This window comes from Kribbella italica, from assembly GCF_014205135.1.
Classification (GTDB): domain Bacteria; phylum Actinomycetota; class Actinomycetes; order Propionibacteriales; family Kribbellaceae; genus Kribbella; species Kribbella italica.
On the sequence record NZ_JACHMY010000001.1, the window covers coordinates 1534364 to 1559963 of the forward strand.

23 protein-coding genes are annotated in these 25600 nt (G+C 70.3%); 12 read left to right on the forward strand and 11 right to left on the reverse strand.

Annotation, left to right across the window (positions count from 1 at the left end; genetic code table 11):
• Positions 1–25 precede the first annotated feature (25 nt).
• Complete coding sequence (locus tag HDA39_RS07165) at positions 26–742, forward strand: TSUP family transporter (protein WP_184794444.1); 717 nt, start codon at positions 26–28, stop codon at positions 740–742.
• Between the two features lie 30 nt (positions 743–772).
• On the forward strand, positions 773–1324 hold the full coding sequence (locus HDA39_RS43630) for a HEAT repeat domain-containing protein (protein WP_184794445.1): 552 nt from the start codon (positions 773–775) through the stop codon (positions 1322–1324).
• Positions 1325–1348: 24 nt separating this feature from the next.
• Here HDA39_RS43630 and HDA39_RS07175 read toward each other — a convergent pair whose 3' ends face one another.
• The 5 genes from HDA39_RS07175 to HDA39_RS07195 form a co-directional block, all read right to left on the reverse strand.
• Positions 1349–1981 carry a maleylpyruvate isomerase family mycothiol-dependent enzyme gene (locus tag HDA39_RS07175; protein ID WP_184794446.1) on the reverse strand — a complete coding sequence of 211 codons (633 nt, stop codon included), beginning with the start codon at positions 1979–1981 and terminating at the stop codon, positions 1349–1351.
• Positions 1982–2039: 58 nt separating this feature from the next.
• Positions 2040–3248: an RNA polymerase sigma factor gene (locus HDA39_RS07180; RefSeq protein WP_184805664.1), complete on the reverse strand. Its 1209-nt coding sequence runs from the start codon at positions 3246–3248 to the stop codon at positions 2040–2042.
• A 77-nt stretch (positions 3249–3325) separates the two neighbouring features.
• Positions 3326–3670, reverse strand: a complete 345-nt coding sequence (locus tag HDA39_RS07185; protein WP_184794447.1) for a YciI family protein — start codon at positions 3668–3670, stop codon at positions 3326–3328.
• A gap of 69 nt (positions 3671–3739) precedes the next feature.
• Entirely contained in the window at positions 3740–4156 is a 417-nt protein-coding gene (locus tag HDA39_RS07190) for an HIT family protein (RefSeq protein ID WP_184794448.1), read from the reverse strand.
• Positions 4156–6063 (reverse strand): Na+/H+ antiporter, encoded by a 1908-nt coding sequence (locus HDA39_RS07195; protein WP_184794449.1) that lies wholly within the window; start codon positions 6061–6063, stop codon positions 4156–4158. The genes HDA39_RS07190 and HDA39_RS07195 overlap by 1 nt, the downstream gene beginning before the upstream one ends.
• A gap of 143 nt (positions 6064–6206) precedes the next feature.
• On the opposite strand from HDA39_RS07195, the gene HDA39_RS07200 reads away from it, so the two are divergent.
• The gene (locus HDA39_RS07200; RefSeq protein WP_184794450.1) at positions 6207–7730 is read left to right on the forward strand and encodes a CocE/NonD family hydrolase; all 1524 of its coding nucleotides are present in this window, start codon (positions 6207–6209) and stop codon (positions 7728–7730) included.
• A gap of 126 nt (positions 7731–7856) precedes the next feature.
• Here HDA39_RS07200 and HDA39_RS07205 read toward each other — a convergent pair whose 3' ends face one another.
• Entirely contained in the window at positions 7857–8351 is a 495-nt protein-coding gene (locus HDA39_RS07205; RefSeq protein WP_184794451.1) for a DUF402 domain-containing protein, read from the reverse strand.
• A gap of 54 nt (positions 8352–8405) precedes the next feature.
• On the opposite strand from HDA39_RS07205, the gene rfbB reads away from it, so the two are divergent.
• The gene (gene rfbB, locus HDA39_RS07210; protein WP_202892897.1) at positions 8406–9404 is read left to right on the forward strand and encodes a dTDP-glucose 4,6-dehydratase; all 999 of its coding nucleotides are present in this window, start codon (positions 8406–8408) and stop codon (positions 9402–9404) included.
• Positions 9405–9408: 4 nt separating this feature from the next.
• Here rfbB and HDA39_RS07215 read toward each other — a convergent pair whose 3' ends face one another.
• A complete protein-coding gene (locus HDA39_RS07215; RefSeq protein ID WP_184794452.1) occupies positions 9409–9915 on the reverse strand; it encodes a ribonuclease FAU-1 family protein in 507 nt (168 codons plus the stop codon).
• 159 nt (positions 9916–10074) lie between these two features.
• Between HDA39_RS07215 and dxs the strand changes: the two genes are divergently transcribed.
• From dxs to HDA39_RS07240, 5 genes are all read left to right on the forward strand, one after another.
• Positions 10075–11970, forward strand: a complete 1896-nt coding sequence (gene dxs / locus HDA39_RS07220; protein ID WP_184794453.1) for a 1-deoxy-D-xylulose-5-phosphate synthase — start codon at positions 10075–10077, stop codon at positions 11968–11970.
• Positions 11930–13678, forward strand: coding sequence for a hypothetical protein (locus HDA39_RS07225; protein ID WP_238355997.1), 1749 nt, complete (start codon positions 11930–11932; stop codon positions 13676–13678). The genes dxs and HDA39_RS07225 overlap by 41 nt, the downstream gene beginning before the upstream one ends.
• 246 nt (positions 13679–13924) lie before the next feature.
• Entirely contained in the window at positions 13925–15220 is a 1296-nt protein-coding gene (locus HDA39_RS07230) for a hypothetical protein (RefSeq protein ID WP_337925661.1), read from the forward strand.
• Positions 15221–15257: 37 nt separating this feature from the next.
• On the forward strand, positions 15258–16739 hold the full coding sequence (locus HDA39_RS07235) for an amino acid permease (protein WP_184794455.1): 1482 nt from the start codon (positions 15258–15260) through the stop codon (positions 16737–16739).
• A 211-nt stretch (positions 16740–16950) separates the two neighbouring features.
• Complete coding sequence (locus tag HDA39_RS07240) at positions 16951–18258, forward strand: hypothetical protein (protein WP_184794456.1); 1308 nt, start codon at positions 16951–16953, stop codon at positions 18256–18258.
• On the opposite strand, the gene HDA39_RS07245 is transcribed toward HDA39_RS07240, so the two are convergent.
• From HDA39_RS07245 to HDA39_RS07260, 4 genes are all read right to left on the reverse strand, one after another.
• Positions 18239–19333, reverse strand: a complete 1095-nt coding sequence (locus HDA39_RS07245; RefSeq protein WP_202892898.1) for a two-component regulator propeller domain-containing protein — start codon at positions 19331–19333, stop codon at positions 18239–18241. The genes HDA39_RS07240 and HDA39_RS07245 overlap by 20 nt on opposite strands.
• A complete protein-coding gene (locus HDA39_RS07250; RefSeq protein ID WP_184794457.1) occupies positions 19330–20142 on the reverse strand; it encodes a hypothetical protein in 813 nt (270 codons plus the stop codon). Before HDA39_RS07250 ends, HDA39_RS07245 begins: the two co-directional genes overlap by 4 nt.
• A 108-nt stretch (positions 20143–20250) precedes the next feature.
• The gene (locus tag HDA39_RS07255; protein ID WP_184794458.1) at positions 20251–22368 is read right to left on the reverse strand and encodes a 3-hydroxyacyl-CoA dehydrogenase NAD-binding domain-containing protein; all 2118 of its coding nucleotides are present in this window, start codon (positions 22366–22368) and stop codon (positions 20251–20253) included.
• Complete coding sequence (locus HDA39_RS07260) at positions 22365–23564, reverse strand: acetyl-CoA C-acyltransferase (RefSeq protein WP_184794459.1); 1200 nt, start codon at positions 23562–23564, stop codon at positions 22365–22367. The genes HDA39_RS07255 and HDA39_RS07260 overlap by 4 nt, the downstream gene beginning before the upstream one ends.
• Before the next feature lie 178 nt (positions 23565–23742).
• On the opposite strand from HDA39_RS07260, the gene HDA39_RS07265 reads away from it, so the two are divergent.
• From HDA39_RS07265 to HDA39_RS07275, 3 genes are read left to right on the forward strand one after another with little or no spacing between them, the layout of a single operon-like run.
• Positions 23743–24429, forward strand: coding sequence for a hypothetical protein (locus HDA39_RS07265; RefSeq protein ID WP_184794460.1), 687 nt, complete (start codon positions 23743–23745; stop codon positions 24427–24429).
• Between the two features lie 9 nt (positions 24430–24438).
• The gene (locus HDA39_RS07270) at positions 24439–25113 is read left to right on the forward strand and encodes a dienelactone hydrolase family protein (RefSeq protein ID WP_184794461.1); all 675 of its coding nucleotides are present in this window, start codon (positions 24439–24441) and stop codon (positions 25111–25113) included.
• Positions 25110–25598 (forward strand): glutathione peroxidase, encoded by a 489-nt coding sequence (locus tag HDA39_RS07275; RefSeq protein ID WP_184794462.1) that lies wholly within the window; start codon positions 25110–25112, stop codon positions 25596–25598. Before HDA39_RS07270 ends, HDA39_RS07275 begins: the two co-directional genes overlap by 4 nt.
• Positions 25599–25600 lie beyond the last annotated feature (2 nt).

Below are 25600 nucleotides of genomic sequence, written 5' to 3' on the forward strand. Positions count from 1 at the left end.
TCATGACACTGAGAGGCTGGGTGGCGTGGAGCTCGGTGTGCTGGTGCTGGGGGGACTGGCGATCGCGGTGGCGGCCGTCGTCCAGGGAACGCTCGGGCTCGGGCTGATGCTGATCGGAGCGCCGGTGGTAGCGCTGCTCGATCCGTCGCTGATGCCGGGCGGGATGCTCGTCCTCGGGATGCTGCTGCCGATTCTGACCCTCGCGCGCGAGTGGCGGCAGATCGACTGGCGGCAGGCCGGGTGGCTGACCGGCGCGCGAGTGGTGACGACGCCGTTAGGCGTCCTCGTGCTGGGCTGGCTGTCGGCGCGGGCGATCGGCGCGGTGGTCGGATTCGTCGTCCTGGGGGCGGTCGTGCTGACGTTCTGGCGGCTCGACGTCCGGGCGACCCGGCAGAACCTGATCATCGCCGGAGCGATCGCGGGGGTCTCCGGTACGGCGGCGTCGATCGGGGGTCCGCCGGCGGCGGTCGTGCTGCAGCACGAGCAGGCGCCGCGGCTGCGGGCGACGCTGGCGGCGTTCTTCTTCATCGGATCCGCTGTGTCGCTCGCGGCGATCGGGATCGGCGGGCAACTGACCCGGCACCAGCTGCAGTACGGCTTGGCGTGGATCCCGGCGCTCGGGATCGGGTTCGCCGTCGCCGTACCGCTGCAGAGCCGGTTCCGCGGGCCACGACTCCGGCAGACGATCCTGATCCTGGCCGGACTCTCGTCGATCCTCGTCATCCTCAAGTCGCTGCTCTGAGTTGTCGGTGCCGCCCGCTTTACTGGTCGCGTGGCAGCTCATCCGCGAGAGGTGGTCCAGGTCGCGTGCGCCCAGTACGGCGAGGAGGTCGTCGTCGGCTGGTGCGTCGCGCTGCTCACCGGGGAGATCTCCGGCGAGGACGCGTACGGGCCGGACCTGCCGAAGCTCGTGGCGATCACCGGCAGTACGAACCCAGGCGGCTGGAAGCACCCGGTCGACCCGGTCAACTACTACTGGGTGCGGGTGTGGGCTGCGCGGGTCCTCATGTACGCGTGGCAGGACGACGCCGTCGATGCGCTGCGAGCGGTCGCCGACGACCCGGCCTGGCGAGTGCGGGAGCACGTCGCCCGAATCACCGCACAACGCGAACTCGGCGAACTGGTCGATGCCTTGATCCCCATGCTCACCCACGAACTCCCGCGCATCCGTGCAGCCGCCGTACGGGCTGTCGGCGCCGCAGGCGAGTACGAACACGCGGAGGCGATCGGCCCCCTCCGCAACGACCCCGACCCTACCGTCCGCACAGCGGCGGCCAAGGCCCTCACCAAGCTGTCGACCCGCCTGGACCGCCCGCTGGACTGACCGACCGGCCGAGTCGATCCCGGCTCAGAGGGCGGCGGTGACCTTGGGGAGGGCCGGGCCGGTGAGGTTGAGGAGGCCGGCTGGGCGGCCGGTGGCGGTGAGGATCAGGTCGGCGAGAGGGCCGCGGAGTTCGTGGGAGCCGGTGCCGCTGGACCAGGGGTGGTCGGTGGCGATCAGGCGTACGTCGCGGAGGCGCTTGGGCGCCCCGTAGAACTTGCTGCTCAGGACGTGTTCCAGCGCGATGACAGCGGCCTCGGCGGGCATCGGGCGAGGGCGGCCGAGCGGGCGGGCGACGTCCTGACCGTGCACCAGTGCGTCGAGCAGCGGGTCGACGATGCCGGCGCCGAGGGTGCGGTGGGCCGAGGTCGCGGTCTCGCGGAGCTGGGTGACCAGTTCGGCGGGGGAGAAGCGGGCGGCGCGCTCGGTGGCGAACAACAGCTCCATCCGGTCGAAACTCCCGCGCGCCCGGATCGCGCCCTTGATGACCATCGGCACGGTCGTTCGCGTCGACAGCGTCATGTGCGCGGCGACATCGTGCACGGTCCAGCCGGCGCAGAGCGAGTCGGCCTGCCACTCGGCGGCGGTCAGGCTGTCGAAGAAGTCGGCGAGGCTGAGTCGCTCGGCGGTGGTCAGGGCGAGTACGGCGCGGTCGTCCATGGAGGTTCCTCTCGTCGGTCTTTGCATCACCACGAACGAGGAGCGCGTGGATGGACAGCTAGGGCGAAAGTCTCTGCAGACGACGCTCGACGTGCCGCCGTTCCGGGTCGGTGCCGGCCGAGTCCAGAGCTCGCTGGTACGCCGCGGCTGCTTCGGCGCGGCGGTTGAGGCGTTCGAGGAGGTCGGCTCGCGCCAGGTGGTACGGGTGGTAGGTCTGCAGCAGCGGTTCGTCGGCGAGTTCGTCGATCAGGCGGAGACCTGCCTCGGGGCCGTCGCGCAACGCGAGGGCGGCGGCGCGGTTGAGCGCGACGACGGGGGAAGGCACGAGCGCCAGCAGTACGTCGTACAGGGCAACGATCTGCGGCCAGTCCGTGGTCGCGACGTCGACGGCCTCGTCGTGGAGGGAGGCGATCGCGGCCTGGACGCCGTACGGGCCGGGTGGGCCGGTGATCGCGGTCAGGACGAGGGCGCGGCCTTCCTCGATCATCGTGCGGTCCCAGCGGGCGCGGTCCTGGTCGTCGAGGAGGACGAGTTCGCCGTCGGGGCCGGTGCGGGCGTCGCGGCGGGCGTGGATGAGCAGCATGAGCGCGAGCAGGCCGGCGACCTCGCGGTCGGTGGGCATCAGGCGGTGCAGGATGCGCGCGAGGCGGATCGCCTCGTCGGCGAGGTCGACGCGTTGCAGGTCGGCGCCGGAGCTGGCGGCGTACCCCTCGGTGAAGATCGAGTAGGTCACCTGCAGTACGCCGGGCAGCCGCTCGGGCAGCTCGTCGGCGGACGGTACGCGGAAGGGGATTCTGGCCTCGCGGATCTTCTTCTTCGCGCGGACGATGCGCTTGGCCATCGTTGCCGTTGGCACGAGGAACGCGCGGGCGACCTCGGGGGTGGTCAAGCCGGCCAGGCAGCGCAAGGTCAGCGCGATGCGGTCCTCGGCGGGCAACGCCGGGTGGGCGCAGGTGAAGAACAGCTGGAGGCGATCGTCAGGGAACTCCGAAGCCGGCGCCGGATCCCTCAGGTCGGCCTCCACCTGCAGTACGGCGAGGCGCGCGGCGTAGGTCTTGTCGCGGCGGAGACGGTCGACGGCCTTGCGGCGAGCCGTCGTCATCAGCCAGGCGCCCGGCTTGGGCGGTACGCCGTCGATGGGCCACTTCTCCAGGGCGATCTCGATCGCTTCGGAGGTGACCTCCTCGGCCAGATCGAGGTCCCCGAACCGTCGGCTGAGCGCGGCCAGCAGCCGGCCGCGCTCTTCGCGGAACACCTGCTCGACCATGCCGACCGCGTCGGTGGGGAAAGACCCGGGAGAGCGCTCCCCGCCCGAGGCGGGGAGCGCAGGCGTCCCGTCAGGCATCAGTCGAAGTCGGCGATGGGGCGGACGACGATGTTGCCGCCGTCCCGGGAGCCGGGGCAGCGGGCGGCCCAGTCGAGGGCGACGTCCAGGTCGGGGACGTCGATCACGTAGAAGCCGCCCAGCACCTCACGGGTCTCGGCGAACGGGCCGTCGGTGACGGTGCGGTGTCCGGCGGCGTCGACCTTCACGACGGTGGCGGTGACCAGGTCGGCCAGCGACTCGCCCGAGACCATGATGCCGGCGTCGCGGACCTCCTGGTCGAAGGCCATCCAGTCGGCCGGCGTACAGCCCTCGACCTCGCCGGACGGTGTCGGGGACGCGTTGATCAGCAGCAGGTACTTCACGGTGGATCTCCTCGGTTCGTCGGTCGTTGTGCCTCTACCACGAACGACCGGGCCCCAGATGGACAGCGATCACGCGGACAGTGCGTCCCGCAGCTGAGCGGCGTACGACGCGGCCTCGGCGTCGTCGGCGTACTTGGTCCGCGGCCAGAAGAACCCGCGCAGCCCGTCGCCCTTCGTCCGCGGTACGACGTGCACGTGCAGGTGCGGCACCGACTGCGACACGACGTTGTTCACCGCCACGAACGACCCCTGCGCGCCGTACGCCGTACGCACAGCCGCCGCGACCGACCGCGCCGCCCCGAACAGCGGCACGGTCAGTTCGTCCGGGAGCTCGACCATCGTCGCGACGTGTTCACGCGGCACGATCAGCGTGTGCCCCTTGAACACCGGCCGGATGTCGAGGAACCCGACCACCTCGGGCGTGTCCAGCACGAGGTGCGCCGGCGTCGACCCCGCGACGATCGAGCAGAACAGGCAGTCGGCCATCACCCGATGGTTTCGTCCACGAAGCACCAGCGCCAGTTCTCGCCGGGCTCGAAGCTGCGCATCACCGGGTGCCCGGTCCCGGCGAAGTGCTTGCTGGCGTGCTTCATCTGCGACGAGTCGCAGCAGCCGACGTGCCCGCAACCGAGGCACAGCCGCAGGTGCACCCACGTGCCGCCGGCCGCGAGGCACTCCTCGCAGCCCTCGGGCGTGTTCGGCGTCTTCACCACCGGGGCGTCGGCCAGGTGCTCGCACGGACCGCCCTTCGGGGCCGGCCCGCGGAGGTCGTCGGACTGTCCGCCGACGTCGTCGGCTTCTGCGCGATCCAAGATGGACTCCTCGATGTCGAGTGCGATCTGTGCCCGTTGCAGCACCTCGTCGGCGACGAGGCCCTCGTCCCGGACCTTGAGGATGTGGCCACGCTCGGCCTGCAGCATGACCATCCGAAGTCGACGATAAGCCTCACTCGGCGTTTCGTACTCGGTTTCGGGCCGGCCGAGTCGCTCCCACGCGGCCAGTGCCCGCGCCTCGCCGCGCTGGCGGAGCAGCTCGACGACCTGCGGCGGGTCCTCGGGCGTGAGGACCCGGTCGAGCTCCTCCTCGCCGGCCTTGTGCGCGGCCTGCAGTACGGCGGCCTCCTGCAGCGCGTCCTCGGCCGGGTCGGGGCCGGGCAGCCGCATCCGTCGTACCAGCCAGGGCAGTGTCGAGCCCTGCAGCAGCAGCGTCCCCGCGGTGACGGCCAGCGCGATGAAGACCAGCACCTCGCGGTGCGGCGTCTCCGGCGGCAGCACGAACACCGCGGCCAGCGTCACCACGCCACGCATGCCGGCCCACGACACCACGACCAGCGCCTGCCAGGTCACCGGCCCGGGCCGCGACCGGCCGAGGATCTTGCGGGACAGCATCGTCACCGGGAACAGCCAGATCGGCCGGATCAGCACCACGGCGAGGAAGACCCCGATGGTCGCGATCGCGATCGTGCTGCCCGACAGCGGGCTCTCCGCCAGGTCGTCGAGGATCCACCGGGTCTGCAGGCCGATCAGCAGGAAGACCGTGTTCTCCAGCAGGAACTGGATCGTGCGCCAGTTGGTCCGCTCGGAGATCCGCGACGCCGCCGACTGGATGATCGGCGCCTTGTGCCCGAGCAGCAGCCCGGTGACCACCACAGCCAGTACGCCGGACGCGTGCACGTAGTGGTTCTCCGCCGCGACGTACGCGATGAACGGCGCGGTCAGGCTGAGCGTCGTGTCCAGCACCGGGTCGGTGAACCGCCGGCGGATCTTGGCCAGCACGATCGCGACGACCAGACCGACCACGACGCCGCCACCGGCCGCGCGCAGGAAGTCCAGGCTCACGTCCACGAACATCGGAGTGACCAGCGCGGCCCCGATCGCGGTCCGCAGGCAGACCAGCGCGGTCGCGTCGTTCAGCAGGCTCTCGCCCTCGAGGATCGTGACCACGCGCCGTGGCAGGCCGACCTTGCGGGCGATCGCGGTGGCCGCGACGGCGTCCGGCGGCGCGACGACCGCGCCGAGTGCGAACGCGGCCCACAGCGGCAGCGGCTTCTGCCCGTCGGCCTCGGCCAGGCCTCCGAGCAGCCAGTACGCGACGAGGCCGACGCCGAGCGCGGTGAAGGCCACCAGGCCGACCGACAGCAGGCCGATCGAGCGCCGGTGCTGGGAGAAGTCGACCAGGCTGGTCTTGATGGCCGCCGAGTACAGCAGCGGGGGCAGGAAGCCGACCAGCACGACCTCGTGCGACAGCTCCACCCGCGGGACGAACGGCAGGTACGACGCCACCACGCCGATCACGACCAGCAGCAGGGGAGCCGACACCCCGATCCGGCGGGCCAGCGCGGCCCCCGTCGCCACCAGCGCGACCAGGGCGACGATCTCGATCGCGATTTCCACGCGCACAGTGTGTCAGGCAGACCCGCGATCCGCCCGCAAGGAACCGAGCGCCTGTGGACAACCCTCTGGCGCCCGGCTGTTCCAACGGTCCTGGGTGTCGTCTACGGTGACCGCACCGGACCGTCCCCGTACGAGGAGTCACCGTGCGCCGTCTGAAGACTCTTGCCCTCGGCACCGTCCTTGCCCTGCTGGCGGTCGGGCTGCCGGCCTCGGCCGCCGCCGGTGCGACCGATCCGGTCACCACCAACGGCTGTGTCGAGAGCGTGCCCGAGCCGGGCAGCACGACGCCGGTGCGGATCTGCTACTCGCTGTTCAAACCGGCCGGCGCGTCCGCGCGCCGTACCGTGCCACTGGTCTTCCACAGCCACGGGTGGGGCGGCAGCCGGACCAAGGACGCCGCCGCGTTCGCGTCGTACTTGCAGGCCGGGTACGGCGTGCTGAGCTTCGACCAGCGCAGCTTCGGCGAGAGCACCGGCGTCGCGCACGTGATGAACCCCGATCTCGAGGGCCGCGACGTGATCCGGCTGGTCGACTTCGTCGCCGGGCTCGACTGGGTGACCAGACAACGGCCGGGCGATCCGCTGATCGGCGCGATCGGCGGATCGTACGGTGGTGGCTACCAGTTCGCCGGCGCGTTCACCGAACTGCGCGACAAGGGCCGCACCCGGTTCGATGCGCTGGTCCCCGAGATCACCTGGTGGGACCTCAAGCAGAGCCTGGCGCCGGACGAGTCGGCGCGGACGATGTGGCTGACGATCCTGTACGCCGGAGGCGGCCAGAACCTGCCACCCGCGGTCCAGGCGGCGTTCGTCGCGCTGATCACCACCGGCGCCTGGCCGGCCGGACAGGCCGGTCGTGACCTGGACGCCTTCTTCGCGAAGAACGGACCGGCCTGGCACGTACGGCACGGCCGGAAGCTCGACGTACCGGTGCTGATCGGGCAGGGACTGTCGGACAACCTGTTCAACCTCAACCAGGGTCTGCAGAACTTCGACCGGGCGCTCACACCGCGGGCGCGGGCCCGGTCGATGCTGGTCGGCTACAACGGCGGGCACACGTTGCCGAGCGTCGTCCCGCCGGGCTACGCGACGCCGGGCGACCCGTGCTCGATCGCGCTCGGCAGCCCGAACTTCGGGGCGCTCGCGCAGCGGTTCCTCGACCTCAACCTCAAGCACCGCCGCAGTGGGCTGACCGGATTCGGGCGCTACCACCTGGCGACCGCCGACGGACGCTGCGCGACCGAGCGCGACCTGACGCCGAACCGGCGGTACACCGTCGGCAGCGTCACCAGCAGCGCGAACGCCGGGCTGCCGGTCACGGTCGAACTGGCCAAGGGCCCGATCACTGTCACCGGCGTGCCGCGGCTCGACGCGAAGGTGACCACGCTGCGGCCGGACGCTGCGGCGTACTTCGCGCTGAGCGTGGGCACGTCGCCGCTGGACGCGAAGATCGTGCAGAACAACACGATGCCGCTGCGGGAGCCGCGCGTCGTCCGGAACGTCCGACGGACCGTCGAGCTGCCCGGGATCGCCGTCGACGTACCGGCCGGGAAGTCGCTGTACCTCAGCGTCGCGCCGGCCGCCGACATGTTCGCCGGGCAGAACGGACTGCTGCCGAACGCGGTGAAACTCGACCGCGCCGCGCTCAGTCTGCACCGCAGTTACTGAAAGTTTCGTGAGTGACCCTGCAAAAGCTTGCGGGTGACCCTCAGTTAGTGGACTCTTGGATCGCTGCCGGGCTGGCCGCACTGGGACGGGGCGGTTCCGGTGGTGGCCGGCCCGGCCGCCTGACTTCTAGCGGACCTGATCCAGGTACGCCTCGTACGCCGTCAGGAACGGCTCCTCGGTCATCACTGCGCCCGACAGCCGGTCGCACGACGCCTGCGCGGCCCGGATCACGTCGGGCGGGTAGTCGTACTTCACCTGGTGCTCGGCGAACTCGTCCTCGTCGTCGACGTAGAAGCTGCCGTCGCGCCGCTTCACCACGTCGAGGTCGAGATCGACCATCGTGAACTCGTCCTCGCCGAACGTCACCGGCGTGGTGATGTCGCAGTAGATCTCGGTCCTGGCCGGGACGTCGTTGAAGGCGGCCGTGAACCACTGGTCCCGCGGGAACAGCATCACGCTGGCCGCGTCCATGGTGATCGCCGGCTCCTCGCCGCGCTGGGCGACGGCCCCGGCCGGCATCCCCAACCACACGCCGTACTGGTCTTCTCCGAGGTGGGTCATCCACTGGTGCCAGTGGAGCTTGCCGTCGTACTTGCGAAACACAACCCGCACCTTGCGCATGGCGTCACCGTACCGGCGCGACCGGTCACCTCCGGCCTCGCTATCCTGTGCCGCATGCGACGGATGCTCATCACCGGCGGCGCCGGCTTCATCGGCTCGAACTTCGTGCACGACACGGTACGGCGGTACCCCGACGTCGAGGTCGCGGTGCTCGACGCGCTCACGTACGCCGGCAGCCGGAGCAACCTGGACCCGGTCGCCGAGCAGGTCACCTTCGTGCACGGCGACATCTGTGACGCCGAACTCGTCGACCGGCTCGTCGGCGCGACCGACGTGCTCGTGCACTTCGCCGCCGAGTCGCACGTCGACAACTCGCTGAACGACCCGTCGCCGTTCATCAAGTCGAACATCATCGGCACCTTCACGCTGCTCGAGGCGGTCCGCAAGCACGACAAGCGGATGCACCACATCTCCACCGACGAGGTCTTCGGCGACCTCCCGCTGGACTCGGTCGACCAGTTCACCGAGACCACGGCGTACGACCCGTCCTCGCCGTACTCGGCCTCGAAGGCGAGCTCCGACATGCTGGTCCGCGCCTGGGCCCGCTCGTACGGCGTGGCCGCGACGCTGTCGAACTGCGCGAACAACTACGGCCCGTACCAGCACGTCGAGAAGCTGATCCCGCGGCAGATCACCAACGTCCTGATCGGCGACAAGCCCAAGCTGTACGGCGCCGGCGAGAACGTCCGCGAGTGGACCCACGTCGAGGACCACAACGACGCGGTGCACCGGATCATCACCGACGGCCGCCTCGGCGAGACGTACCTGATCGGCTCCGGCGATGAGCGCAGCAACAAGCAGATCATCGAGAAGATCCTGACGCTGATGGGCGAGCCCGAAGACGCCTTCGTCCACGTCAACGACCGCCCCGGCCACGACCTGCGCTACTCCAACGACTCCACCAAGATCCGCACCGAACTCGGCTGGACCCCCCGCTACGCCGACTTCGACGCGGGCCTGTCCGCCACCATCGACTGGTACAAGGCGAACACGGCATGGTGGGAACCCCAGAAGGGCACCGCCGAGGCGAAGTACAAGGTCCTCGGCCGCTGACCTCCTAGTCCGCCAACCCCCGGACGCGGTCCAAGTAGGTCTTGTAGACCGTCAGGAACGGTTCCGCGGTGGTGATGTTGGACACGACCCAGGCGCAGGTGGCCTGGGCGGTGGCGACTACCTGGGGTGGGTAGCCGTAGTGGACCTGGTGGGCGGCGAACTCGTCTTCGTCCATCACCTTGACCGTGCCGTCGCGGAGGCGGCGGATGTCGAGGTCGAGGTCGACGGCGGTGACGGTGTCGACGCCGAACTCGGGCGGCATGGTGATGTCGCAGTAGATCTCGGTGGGGTGGGGCGCGTCGTTGAACAGGGCGCTCCACCACTGGCCGCGGGGGAAGAGGCGGACGCGGCTGTGGTCGACCGGCCTCCAGGTGCCGTCGGCGCGCTGGGCGCGGTCGCCGGGGCGGGAGCCGACCCAGAGGCCGTGGTCGTCCTCGCCGAGGTGGAGGGACTCCATCAGGCGGTGGGGGCGGCCGTCGTACTTGCGGAACAGGGTCCGCACCATCTCCATGACGGTTACTCTAGGTGAGATGGATGCCACCGGTGAACCACTCGACCGTCCGGAGCGTCCCGTACTGTGAGATTGCTCCGGAAGGCCTTGCCGCGTTCGGCATCGGCGACCGGGGTGCATAGACTCGACCATTCGAGGACAACCCTGCGGAGGAGCTCGATGCGCTTGCTGGACACGGTCGGAGGGCCGGCGGACCTCAAGGACCTGACCGATCAGCAGCTGACGGACCTGGCCGCGGAGATCCGCGACGTGCTCGTCGAGACGGTGTCGCGGACCGGCGGGCACCTGGGCCCGAACCTCGGCATGGTCGAGATCACCCTGGCGATGCACCGGGTCTTCGACTCGCCGCGCGACCGGCTGGTCTACGACACCGGTCACCAGACCTACGTGCACAAACTGCTCACCGGCCGGGCGCCGAAGTTCGACACCTTGCGCCAGCAGGGCGGCCTGTCGGGGTACCCGAGCCAGGCCGAGTCCGAGCACGACATCGTCGAGAACAGCCACGCCTCGACCTCGCTGTCGTACGCCGACGGCCTGGCCAAGGCGTACCGCCTGCGCAAGGAGGACCGGCACGTGGTCGCGCTGATCGGTGACGGCGGCCTGACCGGCGGCATGGCCTGGGAGGCGCTGAACAACATCGCCGCCTGCGACGACCTCAAGCTCGTCGTGATCGTCAACGACAACGGACGGTCCTACAGCCCGACCGTCGGCGGCCTGGCCACGCACCTGACCAGCCTGCGCACCAACCCGCGGTACGAGAAGATCCTCGACCTGGTGAAGACCAACCTCGGCCGGACGCCGTACGTCGGACCGCCGATGTACGAGGTGCTGCACGGGGTGAAGAAGGGGCTGAAGGACATGCTCGCCCCGCAGGGCATGTTCGAGGACCTCGGCCTGAAGTACGTCGGCCCGGTGGACGGCCACGACCGGGTGGCGATGGAGGACGCGCTGGCCAAGGCGAAGGCCTTCGGCGGGCCGGTCCTGGTGCACGCGGTGACCCAGAAGGGCTTCGGGTACGCCGCCGCCGAGCAGGACGAGGAGGACAATTTCCACCAGGTCCGCCCGGCGCACAAGCCGCGTGGCTGGACCGACGTGTTCGCCGAGGAACTGGTCGAGATCGGTCACCGCCGGCCGGACGTCGTCGCGATCACCGCGGCGATGCTGCACCCGACCGGCCTGGCGGCGTTCGGGCAGGAGTTCCCGGACCGGATCTTCGACGTCGGGATCGCCGAGCAGCACGCGGTGACGAGCGCCGCCGGGCTCGCGATGGGCGGGCTGCACCCGGTCGTCGGGCTGTACGCGACGTTCCTGAACCGCGCGTTCGACCAGTTGCTGCTGGATGTCGCGCTGCACAAGTGCGGGGTGACGTTCGTGCTCGACCGCGCCGGGGTGACCGGTGACGACGGGGCGAGCCACAACGGCATGTGGGACATGTCGCTGCTGCAGGTCGTGCCGGGTCTCCGCCTGGCCGCGCCGCGCGACGGCAAGCGGGTCGCCGAGCTGCTGAACGAGGCGATCGAGGTGGACGACGCGCCGACCGTCCTGCGGTACGCCAAGGGCGAGGTGTTCCCCGACCTCGACGCGATCGACCGGATCGGTACGACGGACGTCCTGGTCCGCACCGGCACGGACGTGCTGATCGTCGGGATCGGCGCGATGGCCGCGACCGCGGTGGACGTCGCCGAGCGGCTCGGCGCGCAGGGCTTCGGGGTGACCGTGGTCGACCCGCGCTGGGTGAAGCCGGTCGCGCCGGAGCTGGTCGAGCTCGCGGCCGAGCACAAGTTCGTCGTCACGATCGAGGACAACGGCCGCGTCGGTGGTTGCGGTGCGGCGATCGCGCAGGCGATCCGGGACGCCGGGGTCGGTACGCCGGTCCGCGACTTCGGGATCCCGCAGCGCTTCCTCGACCACGCCAAGCGGCCGGCGATCCTGCAGGAGATCGGCCTGACCGGTCAGGAACTGGCCCGCGAAGTGATCGAGCTGATCACCCGGGACCAGGGGGACGCGATCACCAGTGAGCCCGACACCGCCCGCGGCCGGCCCGCCGGGGCCTGATCCCGAGCCTGCCCCCTGGTTCCCCCAGGAGCAGGCTCAGGAGCCGCCCCGGCAGCACCCCGTCGACCCGGCCGAGGCCGAGACCGGGGAGCTGCCGGCCGCCTCGTGGTTCCCCGAGGAGGACCACCCTCGTGACCAAGGCAGCGCCGCATCCAGCGAGCCTGCCTCCCTGCTTGCCGGGGAGGCAGTCCGGCAGCACCCCGTCGACCCCGCCGAGGCGGACACCGGCGAGCGCCCGGCCGCCGCCTGGTTCCCGGAGGAGTCTCCTCAACCCGGCCGGCCACCCCACGACCCGGCGGCTGCCCCCTGGTTTGCCGAGGAGCCTGCGCAAACCGCTCAGCTGCAACCACCTGAGGCAGGCGCCGAGCCGGCCCAGGTTCCGCCTCGTGGGCGTCACGCGGCGGCGACCCCGCGCCGCCACGGCGTCGGGCCGATCCTGATCGCCCTTGTTCTCGTGGCCGCAGCCGTCGCCGGTGGGCTGGCGCTCCACAAGTCCGGGACCGACAGTACGACGCCGCCCGTGGCCGCCGCGTCCAAGACGCCCGAGGTCGACCGGGCCGCCCGCGCGTCCGGCGTCGACGCCGTACTGACCGCCCGCGCCGAAGCCGTGCGGCTCAACAAACCCGACCAGTTCCTCGCCGCGATCGACCCGGCCAACAAGGCCCTCCGCGCCCGCCAGCGCACGCTGTTCGACAACCTTCGCCGCTTCGGGTTCGCCAGCCTCAAGTACGAGCGCCTCCAGGAGCAGTACGACCAGGCGATCACCGACAAGTACGGCCCGAGCACCTTCGTCGTCGCCGTCGCGATGACCTACCAGATCCGCGGCATCGACCCGGTCCCCGCGCGGACGATGCTCGGCTACACGTTCGTCCAGCGCCCCGACAAGAAGTGGACGCTCGTCTCCGACACCGACCTCGACAAACGCCTCCCACGCGGCTCGCACCAGGAGGCCTGGGACGTCGGCGAGGTCCTGGTCAAACGCGCACCCCGAGTCCTCGTCGTCGTGGAGACAGGCCAGACCAAGCTGGCGGCGAGCCTGCTCACCAAGGCCGGCAGTGCGGTGAAGGCGGTCAGCAAGAGCTGGCCCGGCGGCTGGACCGGCTCCGGCGTGGTGATCGCGCTCGACGACAAGGTCGTTCGCGGCGCGGACTACACGCTGCCGAAGAACGCCGAGGACGCGCTCGCGATGGCGACCTGGGTCTACCGCTCGCTGCCCGGCGAGGTCAGCGGCGTGGGGGAGCGGACCGACTCGTACGTCGTGATCAACCCGCGCAACCGGAGCAAGATCGACGCCCGGACGCTCGCGCACGAGTTCACCCATGTCGCGACCGCGCCGTACGGAACGTTCGCGCCGCGCTGGCTGGTCGAGGGGGCCGCGACCTGGGTCGAGTTCCTGCCCATGGACGGCGCTCGCGACCTGGCGATCGGCACCTACCGGCAGACCGTCCGGACCAAGTACCTGGCCAAGGCGAAGGCGCTGCCGGCCGACGCGACCTTCTTCCAGGACTCGCTGAAGTCGTACCCGCTGTCCTGGCTCGCGGTCGACCTGCTGATCGAGCGGTACGGCGGGACCGAGCTGGTCACGCTGTACCAGGAGATGGCCGCGCTCGGGCAGACCCAGGCCGAGCGCGACCGGATCATGCTCGAGCACCTCGGCCTGACCGAGGCCGGCCTCTTCCAGGCCCTCAAGGCTGCGGCCGCCGCCTGATCCACCAGGCGGAACCGGTTACGGCCATCACTGCTCCGGCAGCGGGGAATCCCGGGGATTCCAGGGGCAAAGTTGTATACCCGGCGTGTCGGTGGTGGATTCAGCAGGACCGAGTAGGGTAGCCGGGCTGTCGCTGGACGGGCGGACCGGAGGAATCGACCCGACGTGAGTGTGTCACCCCCTGACGCTGCCCGGCCGGGCGCTCAGGCACCGCCCCCTAGGCCCCGCCGCTGGCTGGGTCTGCTGGTGGTGGTCGTGCTGACCTGCGGCGGTGTCGCGTACGCCGTCGAGCAGCGCGAGGACGACGCCCGCAGCCGGCCCAAGGTGAGCGTCGGCCCGGCGTCCCCGCCGAACCAGAGCAACAAGCCGCCGTCCAAGACCGCGGCCGCGGTCGCCGCCCGGCGGCAGGCGGTCGACATCGTGCTGCTGCGCCGCGCGAAGGCGGTCCGGGACGGTAACGAGAAGCTGTTCCTGGCCGACATCGACCCGGCCGACACCAAGCTGCGCCAGGAGCAGCGGACGCTGTTCGCGAACCTGGTCGAGATCGGCTTCACCGAGGTCGGGTACAGCCAGGCCGAGGAGCGGTTCGACCAGGCCGCGGTCCGCGAGCACGGCTCGTCGACGTACCTGGTCCGCGTCCTGATGCGCTACCAGATCCCGAAGGTCGACCTCGACCCGGTGACCACCGAGCTCGGCTACACGTTCGTCAGCCGCGGCGGCCGCTGGGTCATCACCGACGACCGCGACCTGGACGACGAGCTCGGCCCGACCGCGCACCGCGAGCCCTGGGACCTGGGCCGGATCGAGGTCCGGCGCGGTCCGCGGGTGCTGGCGATCGTGGAGAAGGGCGACACCGATCGCGCCGAGGCGATCGTTGCCGAGGCCAATGAAGCACTCGGCCAGGTGACGGCGTACTGGCCGCGCCGCTGGCGTGGATCGGTGCTGATCGTGGCGCTCGACGACACCGAGGTCCGGGACGCGCGGTTCGCCGACGAGGACATCGAGTCCGCCGCGAGCGCCGGCTCGACGTTCACCTCGCTGCCCGGTCAGGACACCGCGGACGGTACCGTCGGCGGCGCGTACATCGTGGTCAACCCCAAGGAACGCGACCGGATCGACGAGATCCTGCTGTCGCACGAGATCACCCACGTCGCCACCGCCGACCTCGGTGGCTACGAGCCGCTCTGGCTCGCCGAGGGCGCCGCGGAGTACGTGTCCTGGCGCGGGATCGAAGCGGTCGGTGGTGCCGGCGAGGTCGCCAAGTGGGAGCAGGAGGTGATCGACCAGGCGCTGCCCGGTCTGGTCGCGCTGCCTTCGGATCTCGGCTTCTACGAGAGCAACACCGACGTGTACGGCGTGAGCTGGCTGGCCGTGCGCTTCCTGGTCCGTGAGATCGGTCTCAAGGCGGTCGAGGACCTGTACGAGGACCTGGCCCGGCACGGCACCGACCAGACCAGCCGCGACCGCATACTGCTGACCCGCACCGGGTACACCGAAGCGACGTTGTGGATCTCACTCAAAGACTACCGACCTCAACGCTAAGTAGTACTTTGATCTGAAATACTTTCTAGGAGGCGTCGTGAGTCTGTTACGGACCAAGACGATCGAGCAGTCGATCGCGGACACCGACGAGCCGGAGTACCAGCTCAAGAAACGCCTCACCGCCCTGGACCTGACCGTGTTCGGCATCGGTGTGATCATCGGTGCCGGGATCTTCACGCTCACCGGAAGGGCTGCCCAGGCGTACGCCGGGCCGAGTATCGCGTTGTCGTTCGTGCTGGCCGCGATCTGCTGCGGCCTCGCGGCGCTGTGCTACGCCGAGTTCTCCTCGACCGTCCCGGTGTCGGGATCGGCGTACACGTTCTCGTACTTCTCCCTCGGCGAGGTCTTCGCCTGGATCATCGGCTGGGACCTGCTGCTCGAGCTGATGCTCGGGGCAAGCGTCGTCGCCCAGGGCTGGTCGACGTACGCTGCGCTGTTCCTGGAGCAGATCGGTCTGGGCTGGCCGGACTCGATCGGCCCGGACTCACATGTCAACGTGCTGGCGATGCTGCTGATCATCGTGCTGACGATCCTGGCCACGGTCGGCATCAAGGAGTCGCTGCGGGTCAACCTGGTGCTGGTCGCGGTCAAGCTGTTCGTCGTGCTGTTCGTGATCATCGCCGGCCTGTTCTACATCAAGGGCTCGAACCTGACCCCGTTCATCCCCGACAGCGTGCCGGCCGAGAACGGTGACGTGACCATCACGACTCCGTTGTTCCAGGCCCTGTTCGGGTTCACGCCGTCGACGTTCGGCGTGATGGGCCTGGTGTCGGGCGCGTCGCTGGTGTTCTTCGCGTTCATCGGGTTCGACGTGGTCGCGACCACCGCCGAGGAGGCGAAGAACCCGCAGCGCGACCTGCCGCGCGGCATCATCGGCTCGCTGGCGATCTGCACCGTGCTGTACGTGCTGGTCTGCATCGTGATCACCGGGATGGTCAACTACAAGGACATCAACGGCGAGGCCGCGCTGGCCGAGGCGTTCCGGTCGGTCGGCCGGCCCGGGTTCGCGACGCTGATCTCGGCCGGTGCGGTCGCGGGTCTGACCACCGTCGTGCTGACGCTGATGATCGGTGCCGCGCGGGTGGTGTTCGCGATGAGCCGCGACCACCTGGTGCCGGCCAAGCTCGGCAAGACGCACCCGAAGTTCGGTACGCCGTACCGGCTGACGATCGGGATCGGCGTCGTGGTCGCGATCGTCGCGGGCGTCACCCCGATCGGCAAGCTGGAGGAGATGGTGAACATCGGCACCCTGGCCGCGTTCACCCTGGTCTCGATCGCGGTCCCGCTGCTGCGCCGGCGGCGGCCGGATATCCAGCGCTCGTTCCGCGTCCCCGGCAACCCGGTGGTGCCGATCGTGGCCGCGGTGATCTGCATCTACCTGATGCTGAACCTGTCGCTGGAGACCTGGCTGCGGTTCGCGATCTGGATGGCGCTCGGCTTCATCGTGTACGCCGTCTACGGCTACCGCCGCAGCCGCGTCGGTCTCGAGGAGAAGACCGGCGAGGCCACCAAGGCCTAGCTGCTCGCCGCGACAGCCCACGTGCCACCGAAGGCCGCGCCACCGGATCTCGTCCGGGGGCGCGGCCTTTGCCGACGGTAGGATTCTTCAGTCGACCGCCTGTGTCTTCCAAGTACCGGCCACCGATCGGGGGTTGGTCCTTGTGAGGTGGCGGGCGACGAGGGGCAGTGGCGCTGGTTCACCGGAACTCTCGCAGAGGGCAGACTCTTTCATGAAGCACCCGAGGCGCCTGCTGGCGGCCGTCGCGGCGCTCGCGCTGGCCGGGACCGCCGGCGCCGTGGTCGTGACGCGCTCGGGAGACGTGCCGGCCGGGAGCACGGCGGCCGCGCTGGAGGCGCCGGGCACGGCGCCCGAGCTGAGCGCCGCCGAGAAGAAGAGCCGGCAGCGCGAGGTCGACCTGCTGCTGGGCAAGCGGGCGACCGCCGTACTCAAGGGTGATCTGAACGGGTTCCTCGCCGCGGTCGACCCGAAGCAGCCGAAGCTGGTCGCGCGGCAGAAGCTGCTGTTCGCGAACCTGCGCAAGTTCGGGTTCAGCACGCTGAGGTACTTCACCGCCGACGACTGGGCGGCGCCGAAGCTGGCCGAGAAGTACGGGCCGTCGACGTACACCACCCGCGTGATGATGCGGTACCAGATCGCCGGCGTCGACCCGAAGCCCGTGCAGACCGACCTCGGCTACACGTTCGTCCGCCGCGACAACCTGTGGGTCCTGGTCGAGGACGGCGCGATCGACGAGACGCTGAGCCGCGACGGGCACCGCCAGCCGTGGGACTTCCAGGAGGTCGCGCTGGTCCGGCGCGGCAAGGTCGTCGTCGTGGTCGCGCAACGCGAACTCGCGCTCGGCAAGACGATCGCGCGGGTCTCGCGGGACGCCGTCGCCGCGGTCCGCCGGCACTGGCCGCGCGGCTGGGACGGCTCGGTCCTGGTGGTCGCGATGCCGGAGCCGCAGGTGATGGCGACCGTGTGGACGTCGGGCACCGGCCGCGGCTGGACGATCGCCGCCAAGGCGGTCACCTTGTACGAGGGGGAGCAGCTCGGCAAGCCGTCCGGTCCGGCCGTCGGCAGCCGGATCGTGATCAACCCAGCGCTGCGCAAGGACCTCGACGAGGACCTGCTGGTGCACGAGATGACCCACGTCGCGACCGTGCCGATCGGTCCGCTGGTCCCGCTCTGGCTCGCCGAGGGCCTGGCGGAGTACGTGCGCTGCCGGTCGGTCGAGGACGATCCCCAGTGGACCGTCGACCCGTACCGGAAGACGGTCAGGTCCAAGTACCTGCCCGGCATGAAGGCCCTGCCCGACCGCGACGCGTTCGACGCGAACGGCGACCGCGCCTACGGCCAGAGCTGGTGGGCCGTCGAGTACCTGGCCGACGAGCTCGGCATGACGAAGGTCGCCGCCCTGTACGCCGACCTGGCCGTGCACGGCACCACCGACGCGGCGTCCAGCGCGATCCTGAAACGCCACACCGGCCACACCCCGGCCGAGCTCACCGCGGCGGTCAAGAAGTTCCGGGGCTGAGCTTCCGCTGGTCCCGCGGCGGCAGATAGCGCGCCGCCTTCTGCTCCAGGCTGTCGCGCTGGGTCGGCCTCCGGGCGATGCTGATCCCGCCGTGCCCGGCCGCGAACGGGTAGGTGCCGAACCACAGCCCGCCGTCGCGGTCCTGCAGGATCGAGCGGACCAGGTCTTCGACCAGTTCGCCGTCGGCCGTGTACGACGTCCAGTCGCGACCGTCGTACCGGCTGACGCCGCCCTCGGTGCCGAACCACATCGTCTGCTCGGCGTCGATCAGCATCGCGTAGACGCGGTCGTGCACCAGCCCGTCGGCGGTCGTCATCCGGTACCAGCTGCGGCCGTCGTACACCGACACCCCGCGCATCGTGCCGAACCACATCCGGCCGTCGGGATCCTCGAACATCGAGTACACGCAGTTGTCCAGCAGACCGTCCTCGACCCGGAAGTTCTGCCAGCGGGTCCCGTCCCAGCAGCCGACGCCGGCTCCGTCGCCGTGATCGTAGGTGCCGACCCAGATCCGGCCGCGGGAGTCCTCGAAGACCTTCAGGATCTCGACCCCGGGCAGGCCGTCGCGTTTGCCGAACGCCTGCCACTGGCGGCCGTCGTACCGGTGCAGGCCGCCGCCGGTCAGCCGCGAGCGCCAGGTCCCGGCCCAGACGTTGTCGTCGGCGTCGACGTGCAGGGTGAGGATGCTCTTGCCGGTCAGTCCGGCCTTGGTGAACCGCTGCCCGTCGTACCGGGTGAGGCCGCGGTCGGTGCCGATCCACAGCTGCCCGCGGGAGTCCTCGCGGATGGAGGTGACCGCGTTGCTGGCCAGGCCGTCGCGCTTGGTGTACGTCGTCCAGCTGCTGCCGTCGTACCGGCCGAGGCCGCCGCCCCAGGTGCCGACCCAGATCGTGCCGTTGGAGTCCTCGAACAGGTCGTAGATCCAGGGGTGGGGGAGTCCGTCCGCGGTGGTGACCGAGGTCCACTCGAAGGTGTCTTCGTTGCTCTCGGCAAGGAATGCGCGCATCAGCTCCCGCAGCTCGCCGCGTCCGGCCGGGACGCCACGTCCGGTGCGTTCGATCGAGTCGCCGGTCACGGCTGGTCTCCCTTGCGTCGCAGGTTCTCCAGTTCGGTGCGCAGCCGCAGCACGGTGGCCGACTCGTCGTCGATCGCCTGCAGGAACTCCTGGTTCTGCTCGCGGATCCGGTGCTGCGCGTCCTCCGGCACGGTGAGTTCGGCCTCGGTCGCGTCGGCGCGCAGCCGGGCCAGCCGTGCGTCGAGCCGACGGGCCGCTGCCCGGTACGACGCCAGCCGCTCGGTCGCCTGGCCGGTCGACAGCTCCGCGCCGTCGTCGTCGTACGGGCCGAGCTCGCCGCGGTGCTGGACGACGAACGCCTCCATCAGCACGTAGTCGCGTTCGCGGTAGACGGCGTGCGCGACCGCGAACTCCTCGGGCGGCGCCGTCGAGGTGTCGGTGTGGACCTTCGGCAGCACGATCCGCTTGAACTCGCGCAGGATCCGGCGCCGGCTCAGTTCGTCGAGCCCGTCGTCGGGGAGCGGTTCGGCGGACGCCGAAGGGTCGTCCTCGTCCAGCGGGCCGGGCACGGTCTCGACCAGGGCGGCCTCGACGTCGGCGGCGAGGGCCGCGTCATCGGCGTACTCGTCTCTGTCGAGCCGCGTCCGGATCCGGTCGAGCTCCGCCTCCAGGCGGCGGCGCTCCTCGATCAGTTGCTGGAGCTGGTACCCCGCACCCATCACCTGGGTCCGGAAGGCGTCCTCGAGAGCCCGCATTCGGGCCGACAGTCCGACGTACGCCGCCAGAGTGCGCACCACCTGCTCACGGACCGCGTTGGCCGCCTGGTTCGCGGCGATGACTCCGAGTCCGTCCTTTGCCAACTCACTCACCCAGGCACCCTAGTCAAGGATCAGGGCACCGGCTGGTGGGTGGCAGGAACCTGCTGCTGGGGCCGGAGCGGGCTTCCGGGCTCCGCACCGACCCCAGCAGATCGTGGGTCAGGCCAGCGACGCAACGCCCTTGGCGAGGAAACGCTGCCCGTTGGCCTTCTCGGCGATGCCCGAGCGGTCCAGGTACGGCGTGATGCCGCCGAGGTGGAACGGCCAGCCGGCGCCGAGCAGCAGGCACAGGTCGATGTCCTGCGCCTCGGCGACCACACCCTCGTCGAGCATGATCTTGATCTCCTCGGCCAGCGCGGTCAGTACGCGGGTACGCAGCTCGTCGGCGCCGGACGGCTGGTCGCCGACGGTGACCAGGGCCTCGACCTCCGGGTCGACCGACGGCTTGCCCTCGGCGCTCCAGACGTAGAACGAACTCTTGCCCGCAGCAACGACCTTGGCGAGGTTCTCGGACACGGCGAACCGGTCCGGGTAGGCCCGGTTCATCGTCTCGGCGACGTGCAGCGCGACCGGCAGACCGACCAGCTGCAGCAGCACGAACGGCGGCATCGGCAGTCCGAGCGCCGACAACGCCTTGTCCGCTTCAGGAATCGGCGTGCCCTCGTCGACCGCCGCGCTGACCTCGCCGAGGAAGCGGGTCAGCAGCCGGTTCACCACGAAGGCCGGCGCGTCCTTGACCAGCACGCACGACTTCTTCAGCTTCTTGCCGACCGCGAACGCCGTCGCCAGCGCGGCGTCGTCGGTCTGGTCGGCACGGATGATCTCCAGCAACGGCAGCACCGCGACCGGGTTGAAGAAGTGGAACCCGACGACCCGCTCGGGGTGCTCCAGATCGGCGGCCATCTCGGTGATCGGCAGCGACGAGGTGTTCGTCGCCAGGATCGCCTCCGGTGCGACGATCTTCTCCAGGTCGGCGAAGATCGTCTTCTTCAGCTGCAGCTCCTCGAAGACCGCCTCGATCACGAAGTCCGCGTCGGCGAAGACCGCGCGGTCCACCGACCCGGTGACGAGCGCCTTCAGCTGGTTGGCCTTGTCCGGGCGGATCCGGCCCTTGCCGAGCAGCTTGTCGATCTCGCCGTGCACGTAGCCGACGCCGCGGTCGACCCGCTCCTGGTCGAGGTCGGTGAGGACGACGGGCACCTCGAGCCGCCGTACGAACAGCAGGGCGAGCTGGCCGGCCATCAGCCCGGCACCGACGACGCCGACCTTGTTGACCGGACGGGCCAGCGACTTGTCCGGCGCACCGGCCGGGCGCTTGGCGCGCTTGTTGACCAGGTCGAAGGCGTAGAGGCCGCTGCGCAGCTCCTCGCTCATGATCAGGTCGGCCAGCGCCTCGTCCTCGGCCGCGAACCCACGGTCGCGATCGTTGTCCTTGGCCGCCGCGATCAGGTCCAGCGCCCGGTACGGCGCGGGCGCCGCGCCGCTGACCTTGAGGTCGGCGAACGCCTTGCCGCGGGCCACCGCCGCGTCCCACGCGTCGCCGCGGTCGATCTCGGGCCGCTCGACGGTGACCTCGCCGGTCAGCACCTTGCTCGCCCAGATCAGCGACTGCTCGAGGAAGTCGGCCGAGTCCAGCAGCACGTCGCCGATCCCGAACTTCACCGCCTCGGGGCCGGAGAGCATCTTGTTCTGGTTCAGCGCGTTCTCGACGACGACCTTGACGGCCTTGTCGGCGCCGATCAGGTTCGGCAGCAGGAAGTTGCCGCCCCAGCCCGGGAGCAGGCCGAGGAAGACCTCCGGCGTGGAGATCATCCCGGCGGCCACCGAGACGGTCCGGTACGACGCGTGCAGCGCGACCTCGAGGCCACCGCCGAGCGCGACGCCGTTGACGAACGCGAAGCTCGGCTTGCCGCCCTCGGTCAGCTTGCGCATCACGCCGTGGCCGATCCGGCCGAGATTGAGCGCCTGCTCGCGCTCGGTCAGCTTCGGTACGCCGCTGAGGTCGGCGCCGGCGGCCAGGATGAACGGCTTGCCGGTGACGCCGATCGCGACGACGTCCTCGCGGGCCAGCGCGGCGTCGATCGCCGTGTTCAGCTCGGCGAGACCCTTCGGGCCGAAGGTGTTCGGCTTGGTGTGGTCCTGGCCGTTGTCGAGCGTGATCAGCGCCATCGTGCCGGCCTTGTTCGGCAGGACGACGTCCCGGCTGGGCGCGAGCGTGACGAGCTCGTCGTTCTCGATCGCGGTCGCTTCGGCGATCAGCGTGTTGAGGTCGCTCATGCGGCGCTGCCTTCCCAGTTCGGGTTCTCCCAGATGATGGTTCCGCCCATGCCGAGGCCGACGCACATGGTGGTGAGGCCGTAGCGGACCTCGGGGCGCAGCTCGAACTGCTTGGCCAGCTGGACCATCAGCCGAACGCCGGACGAGGCCAGCGGGTGGCCGTACGCGATCGCGCCGCCGTACGGGTTGACCCGCGGGTCGTCGTCGGCGATCCCGTAGTGCTCCAGGAAGGCCAGCACCTGGACGGCGAACGCCTCGTTCACCTCGAAGGCCTGGATGTCGTCGATGGTCAGGCCGGCCTGCTTCAGCGCCTTCTCGGTCGCCGGGACCGGGCCGAAGCCCATCACCTCGGGCTCGACGCCGACGAAGGCGTACGAGACGAGCTTCATCTTCGGCGTCAGGCCGAGCTCCTCGGCCGCCTCCGCCGAGGTCAGCAGGGCGGCGGTCGCGCCGTCGTTGATCCCGGCCGCGTTGCCCGCGGTGACCCGGCCGTGCGGGCGGAACGGGGTCTTCAGCTTCGCCAGGTCCTCCAGCGTCGTCCCGGGCCGCATCGGCTCGTCGGTGGTCGCCAGGCCCCAGCCGTGCTCGGCCGAACGGGTCGCGATCGGGACCAGGTCCGGCTGGATCAGGTCGTTCGCGTACGCCTTGGCGGCGCGCTCCTGGGAGGCGACCGCGAACGCGTCGGTGCGCGCCTTGGTGATCGTCGGGTAGCGATCGTGCAGGTTCTCGGCGGTGGAGCCCATCACCAGCGCGGAGGTGTCGACCAGCTTCTCGGAGATGATCCGCGGGTTCGGGTCGACGCCCTCGCCCATCGGGTGCCGGCCCATGTGCTCGACACCGCCGGCGATCACCACGTCCTGCGCGCCGAAGGCGATCCCGGAGGCGGTCGTGGTGACCGCGGTCATCGCGCCCGCGCACATCCGGTCGATCGCGTAGCCCGGGGTGGTGTTCGGCAGCCCGGCCAGCAGCGCGGCGGTCCGGCCGATGGTCAGGCCCTGGTCGCCGATCTGGGTGGTGGCCGCGATCGCGACCTCCTCGACCCGCTCGGGCGGCAGCGACGGGTTGCGGCGCAGCAGCTCACGGATGCACTTGATCACCAGGTCGTCGGCGCGCGTCTCGGCGTACTGACCTTTGGCCTTGCCGAACGGGGTGCGAACGCCGTCGACGAACACGACATCGCGGATCTCACGGGGCACGAGGCCCTCCTTAGGGTGGGGTGGCAACACCGATGCTACCCGTCGGTAATGAATGGCCCCAAGACGGCGCGCCTGTGCGGCTGCTCACAACCGCCGGTGGGGCGAATGTGCGTTGGGCGTGGCGCCCGGGTGGGATCGGGCGCATGCTGGACCAAGGCACGCTTCGGGAGTCGCTCAGATGAACAACTTCGATTTCGCCGTCCCGGTCCTGAGCCGGGGCAAGCACCGCAATCCGCGCAAGGGCGCCTGCTTCATGGAGTTCGCGTCCTACCTGGCCGGCGAACCCTGGTCGGACCATCCGTCCTGCACGCACCCGCTGCTCGCGGGCGTCGCGCGCGACGTCAACGACTGTACGACGGACGCCGGCCGGTCCCGGCTGGCGCCGCTGATCCCGTCGGTGATCGGGCTGACACCGGACGACCCGCACGTCGTACCGCGGGTGACGGCCGTCTGCATCCAGGAAGCCCTGCCGGTCGTCTCGCAGGAGCGCCAGTACATCCTGGCCGTCGCCCTGATCGTGGGGGAGCGGCAGCTCGCGGCGCTGGACGGGCGCCCGCTCGACAGCATGGACCCGGCCTCGCAGGAGGTCCTCGACTCGGTCCCGTCCGCGACCAAGTGGGCCCGCGCGTTCACCGCCAAGGCTCACCGCGGCACGTCCGACTACGCCCGCCGTACGGCGCCCAGAGCGGTCTCGTGCGCGGTCGAGGGCATCTCGCAAGCCTGCGTCCCCGACCCGGACCAACGGCTCTACCGGCTGCTCAACAACGCGATCGAGGAGTGCAGAACCTGGGTGCCGGCCAAGCCGTCCCGGTTTCCGCAGGCTGCTCGACAGGCTGTTCCGGAGGAGAACCGAGTAGCGCAGTAGGCTCATTGCGTGACCCTGGAAATCGACACCGGCTCCGGCCTGATGCCCGTGCACGTCTGGGAAGGCTCCGGTCCCGGCCTCCTGCTTCTGCAGGAGATCTTCGGGGTCTCGGAGTACATCCAGGAGCGCGGTGCCCAGCTCGCCGCGCTCGGGTACCACGTCGTCGCGCCGGAGATCTTCTGGCGCCTGGACGACGTCGACCTCGACCCCGACGCGACCGACCTCCTGGACCGGGCGCTCGCCGTACTGGATCGCCTCGACTGGGATCTCGCCGTGTCGGACTCGATCGCCGCGCTGGAGTACCTGCGCGGCCGCGACACCCCGGTCGGCGTGATCGGCTACTGCTTCGGCGGCGGCCTCGGCTTCAACGTCGCCGCCGCGGCTGATCCGGACGTCCTGGTCAGCTACTACGGCTCCGCCCTGCCGAACCTGCTGCCGCTCGCGCCGGACGTGACGGCGGCGAGCCTGCACCACTTCGGCGACGCGGACGACTATCTCCCGCGCGCGACGGTCGACAAGATCGTCGCCGAGCTCGGCGACGCCGAGGTCCACCGTTACCCGGGCGCCGGGCACGCGTTCGACAACCCGATGCCCGCGTTCCACCACGCCGAGGCCTCCGCGCAGGCCTGGCAGCGCACCACCGAGTTCCTGTCCCGCCAACTGCCTCCCGAAGGAAACGAATGAGCCTGTACGACATCGCCCTGCGCACTCTGTCCGGCGCCGAGACGTCCCTCGGTGAGTACAAGGGGCAGACCGTGCTGATCGTGAACGTCGCCTCCAAGTGCGGCGCGACCCCGCAGTACACCGAGCTGGAGAACCTGCAGCAGAAGTACGCGTCCCGCGGCTTCACCGTGCTGGGCGTTCCGTGCAACCAGTTCGGCGGACAGGAGCCGGGTACGACCGAGGAGATCCAGGAGTTCTGCTCGACGACGTACAGCGTGACGTTCCCGATGCTGGACAAGACCGAGGTGAACGGCGAGGGCCGGCACCCGCTGTTCCAGGAGCTCACGCTCACTCCGGACGCCGAGGGCAACGCCGGTGACGTCCAGTGGAACTTCGAGAAGTTCCTGCTCAGCTCCGAGGGCACGGTGGCGGCCCGCTTCCGGACCCGTACGACGCCGGAGTCGCCCGAGGTCGTCGACGCCATCGAGCGTCAGCTCCAGGCCTGAGC

Bases quoted from the DNA above. Each gene is read 5' to 3' on its own strand.
- HDA39_RS07175 (WP_184794446.1), bottom strand. From the start codon at position 1,981: ATGGACGACCGCGCCGTACTCGCCCTGACCACCGCCGAGCGACTCAGC.
- HDA39_RS07180 (WP_184805664.1), bottom strand. From the start codon at position 3,248: ATGGTCGAGCAGGTGTTCCGCGAAGAGCGCGGCCGGCTGCTGGCCGCG.
- HDA39_RS07190 (WP_184794448.1), bottom strand. From the start codon at position 4,156: ATGGCCGACTGCCTGTTCTGCTCGATCGTCGCGGGGTCGACGCCGGCG.
- HDA39_RS07205 (WP_184794451.1), bottom strand. From the start codon at position 8,351: ATGCGCAAGGTGCGGGTTGTGTTTCGCAAGTACGACGGCAAGCTCCAC.
- rfbB (WP_202892897.1), top strand. From the start codon at position 8,406: ATGCGACGGATGCTCATCACCGGCGGCGCCGGCTTCATCGGCTCGAAC.
- HDA39_RS07215 (WP_184794452.1), bottom strand. From the start codon at position 9,915: ATGGAGATGGTGCGGACCCTGTTCCGCAAGTACGACGGCCGCCCCCAC.
- dxs (WP_184794453.1), top strand. From the start codon at position 10,075: ATGCGCTTGCTGGACACGGTCGGAGGGCCGGCGGACCTCAAGGACCTG.
- HDA39_RS07240 (WP_184794456.1), top strand. From the start codon at position 16,951: ATGAAGCACCCGAGGCGCCTGCTGGCGGCCGTCGCGGCGCTCGCGCTG.
- HDA39_RS07255 (WP_184794458.1), bottom strand. From the start codon at position 22,368: ATGAGCGACCTCAACACGCTGATCGCCGAAGCGACCGCGATCGAGAAC.
- HDA39_RS07265 (WP_184794460.1), top strand. From the start codon at position 23,743: ATGAACAACTTCGATTTCGCCGTCCCGGTCCTGAGCCGGGGCAAGCAC.
- HDA39_RS07275 (WP_184794462.1), top strand. From the start codon at position 25,110: ATGAGCCTGTACGACATCGCCCTGCGCACTCTGTCCGGCGCCGAGACG.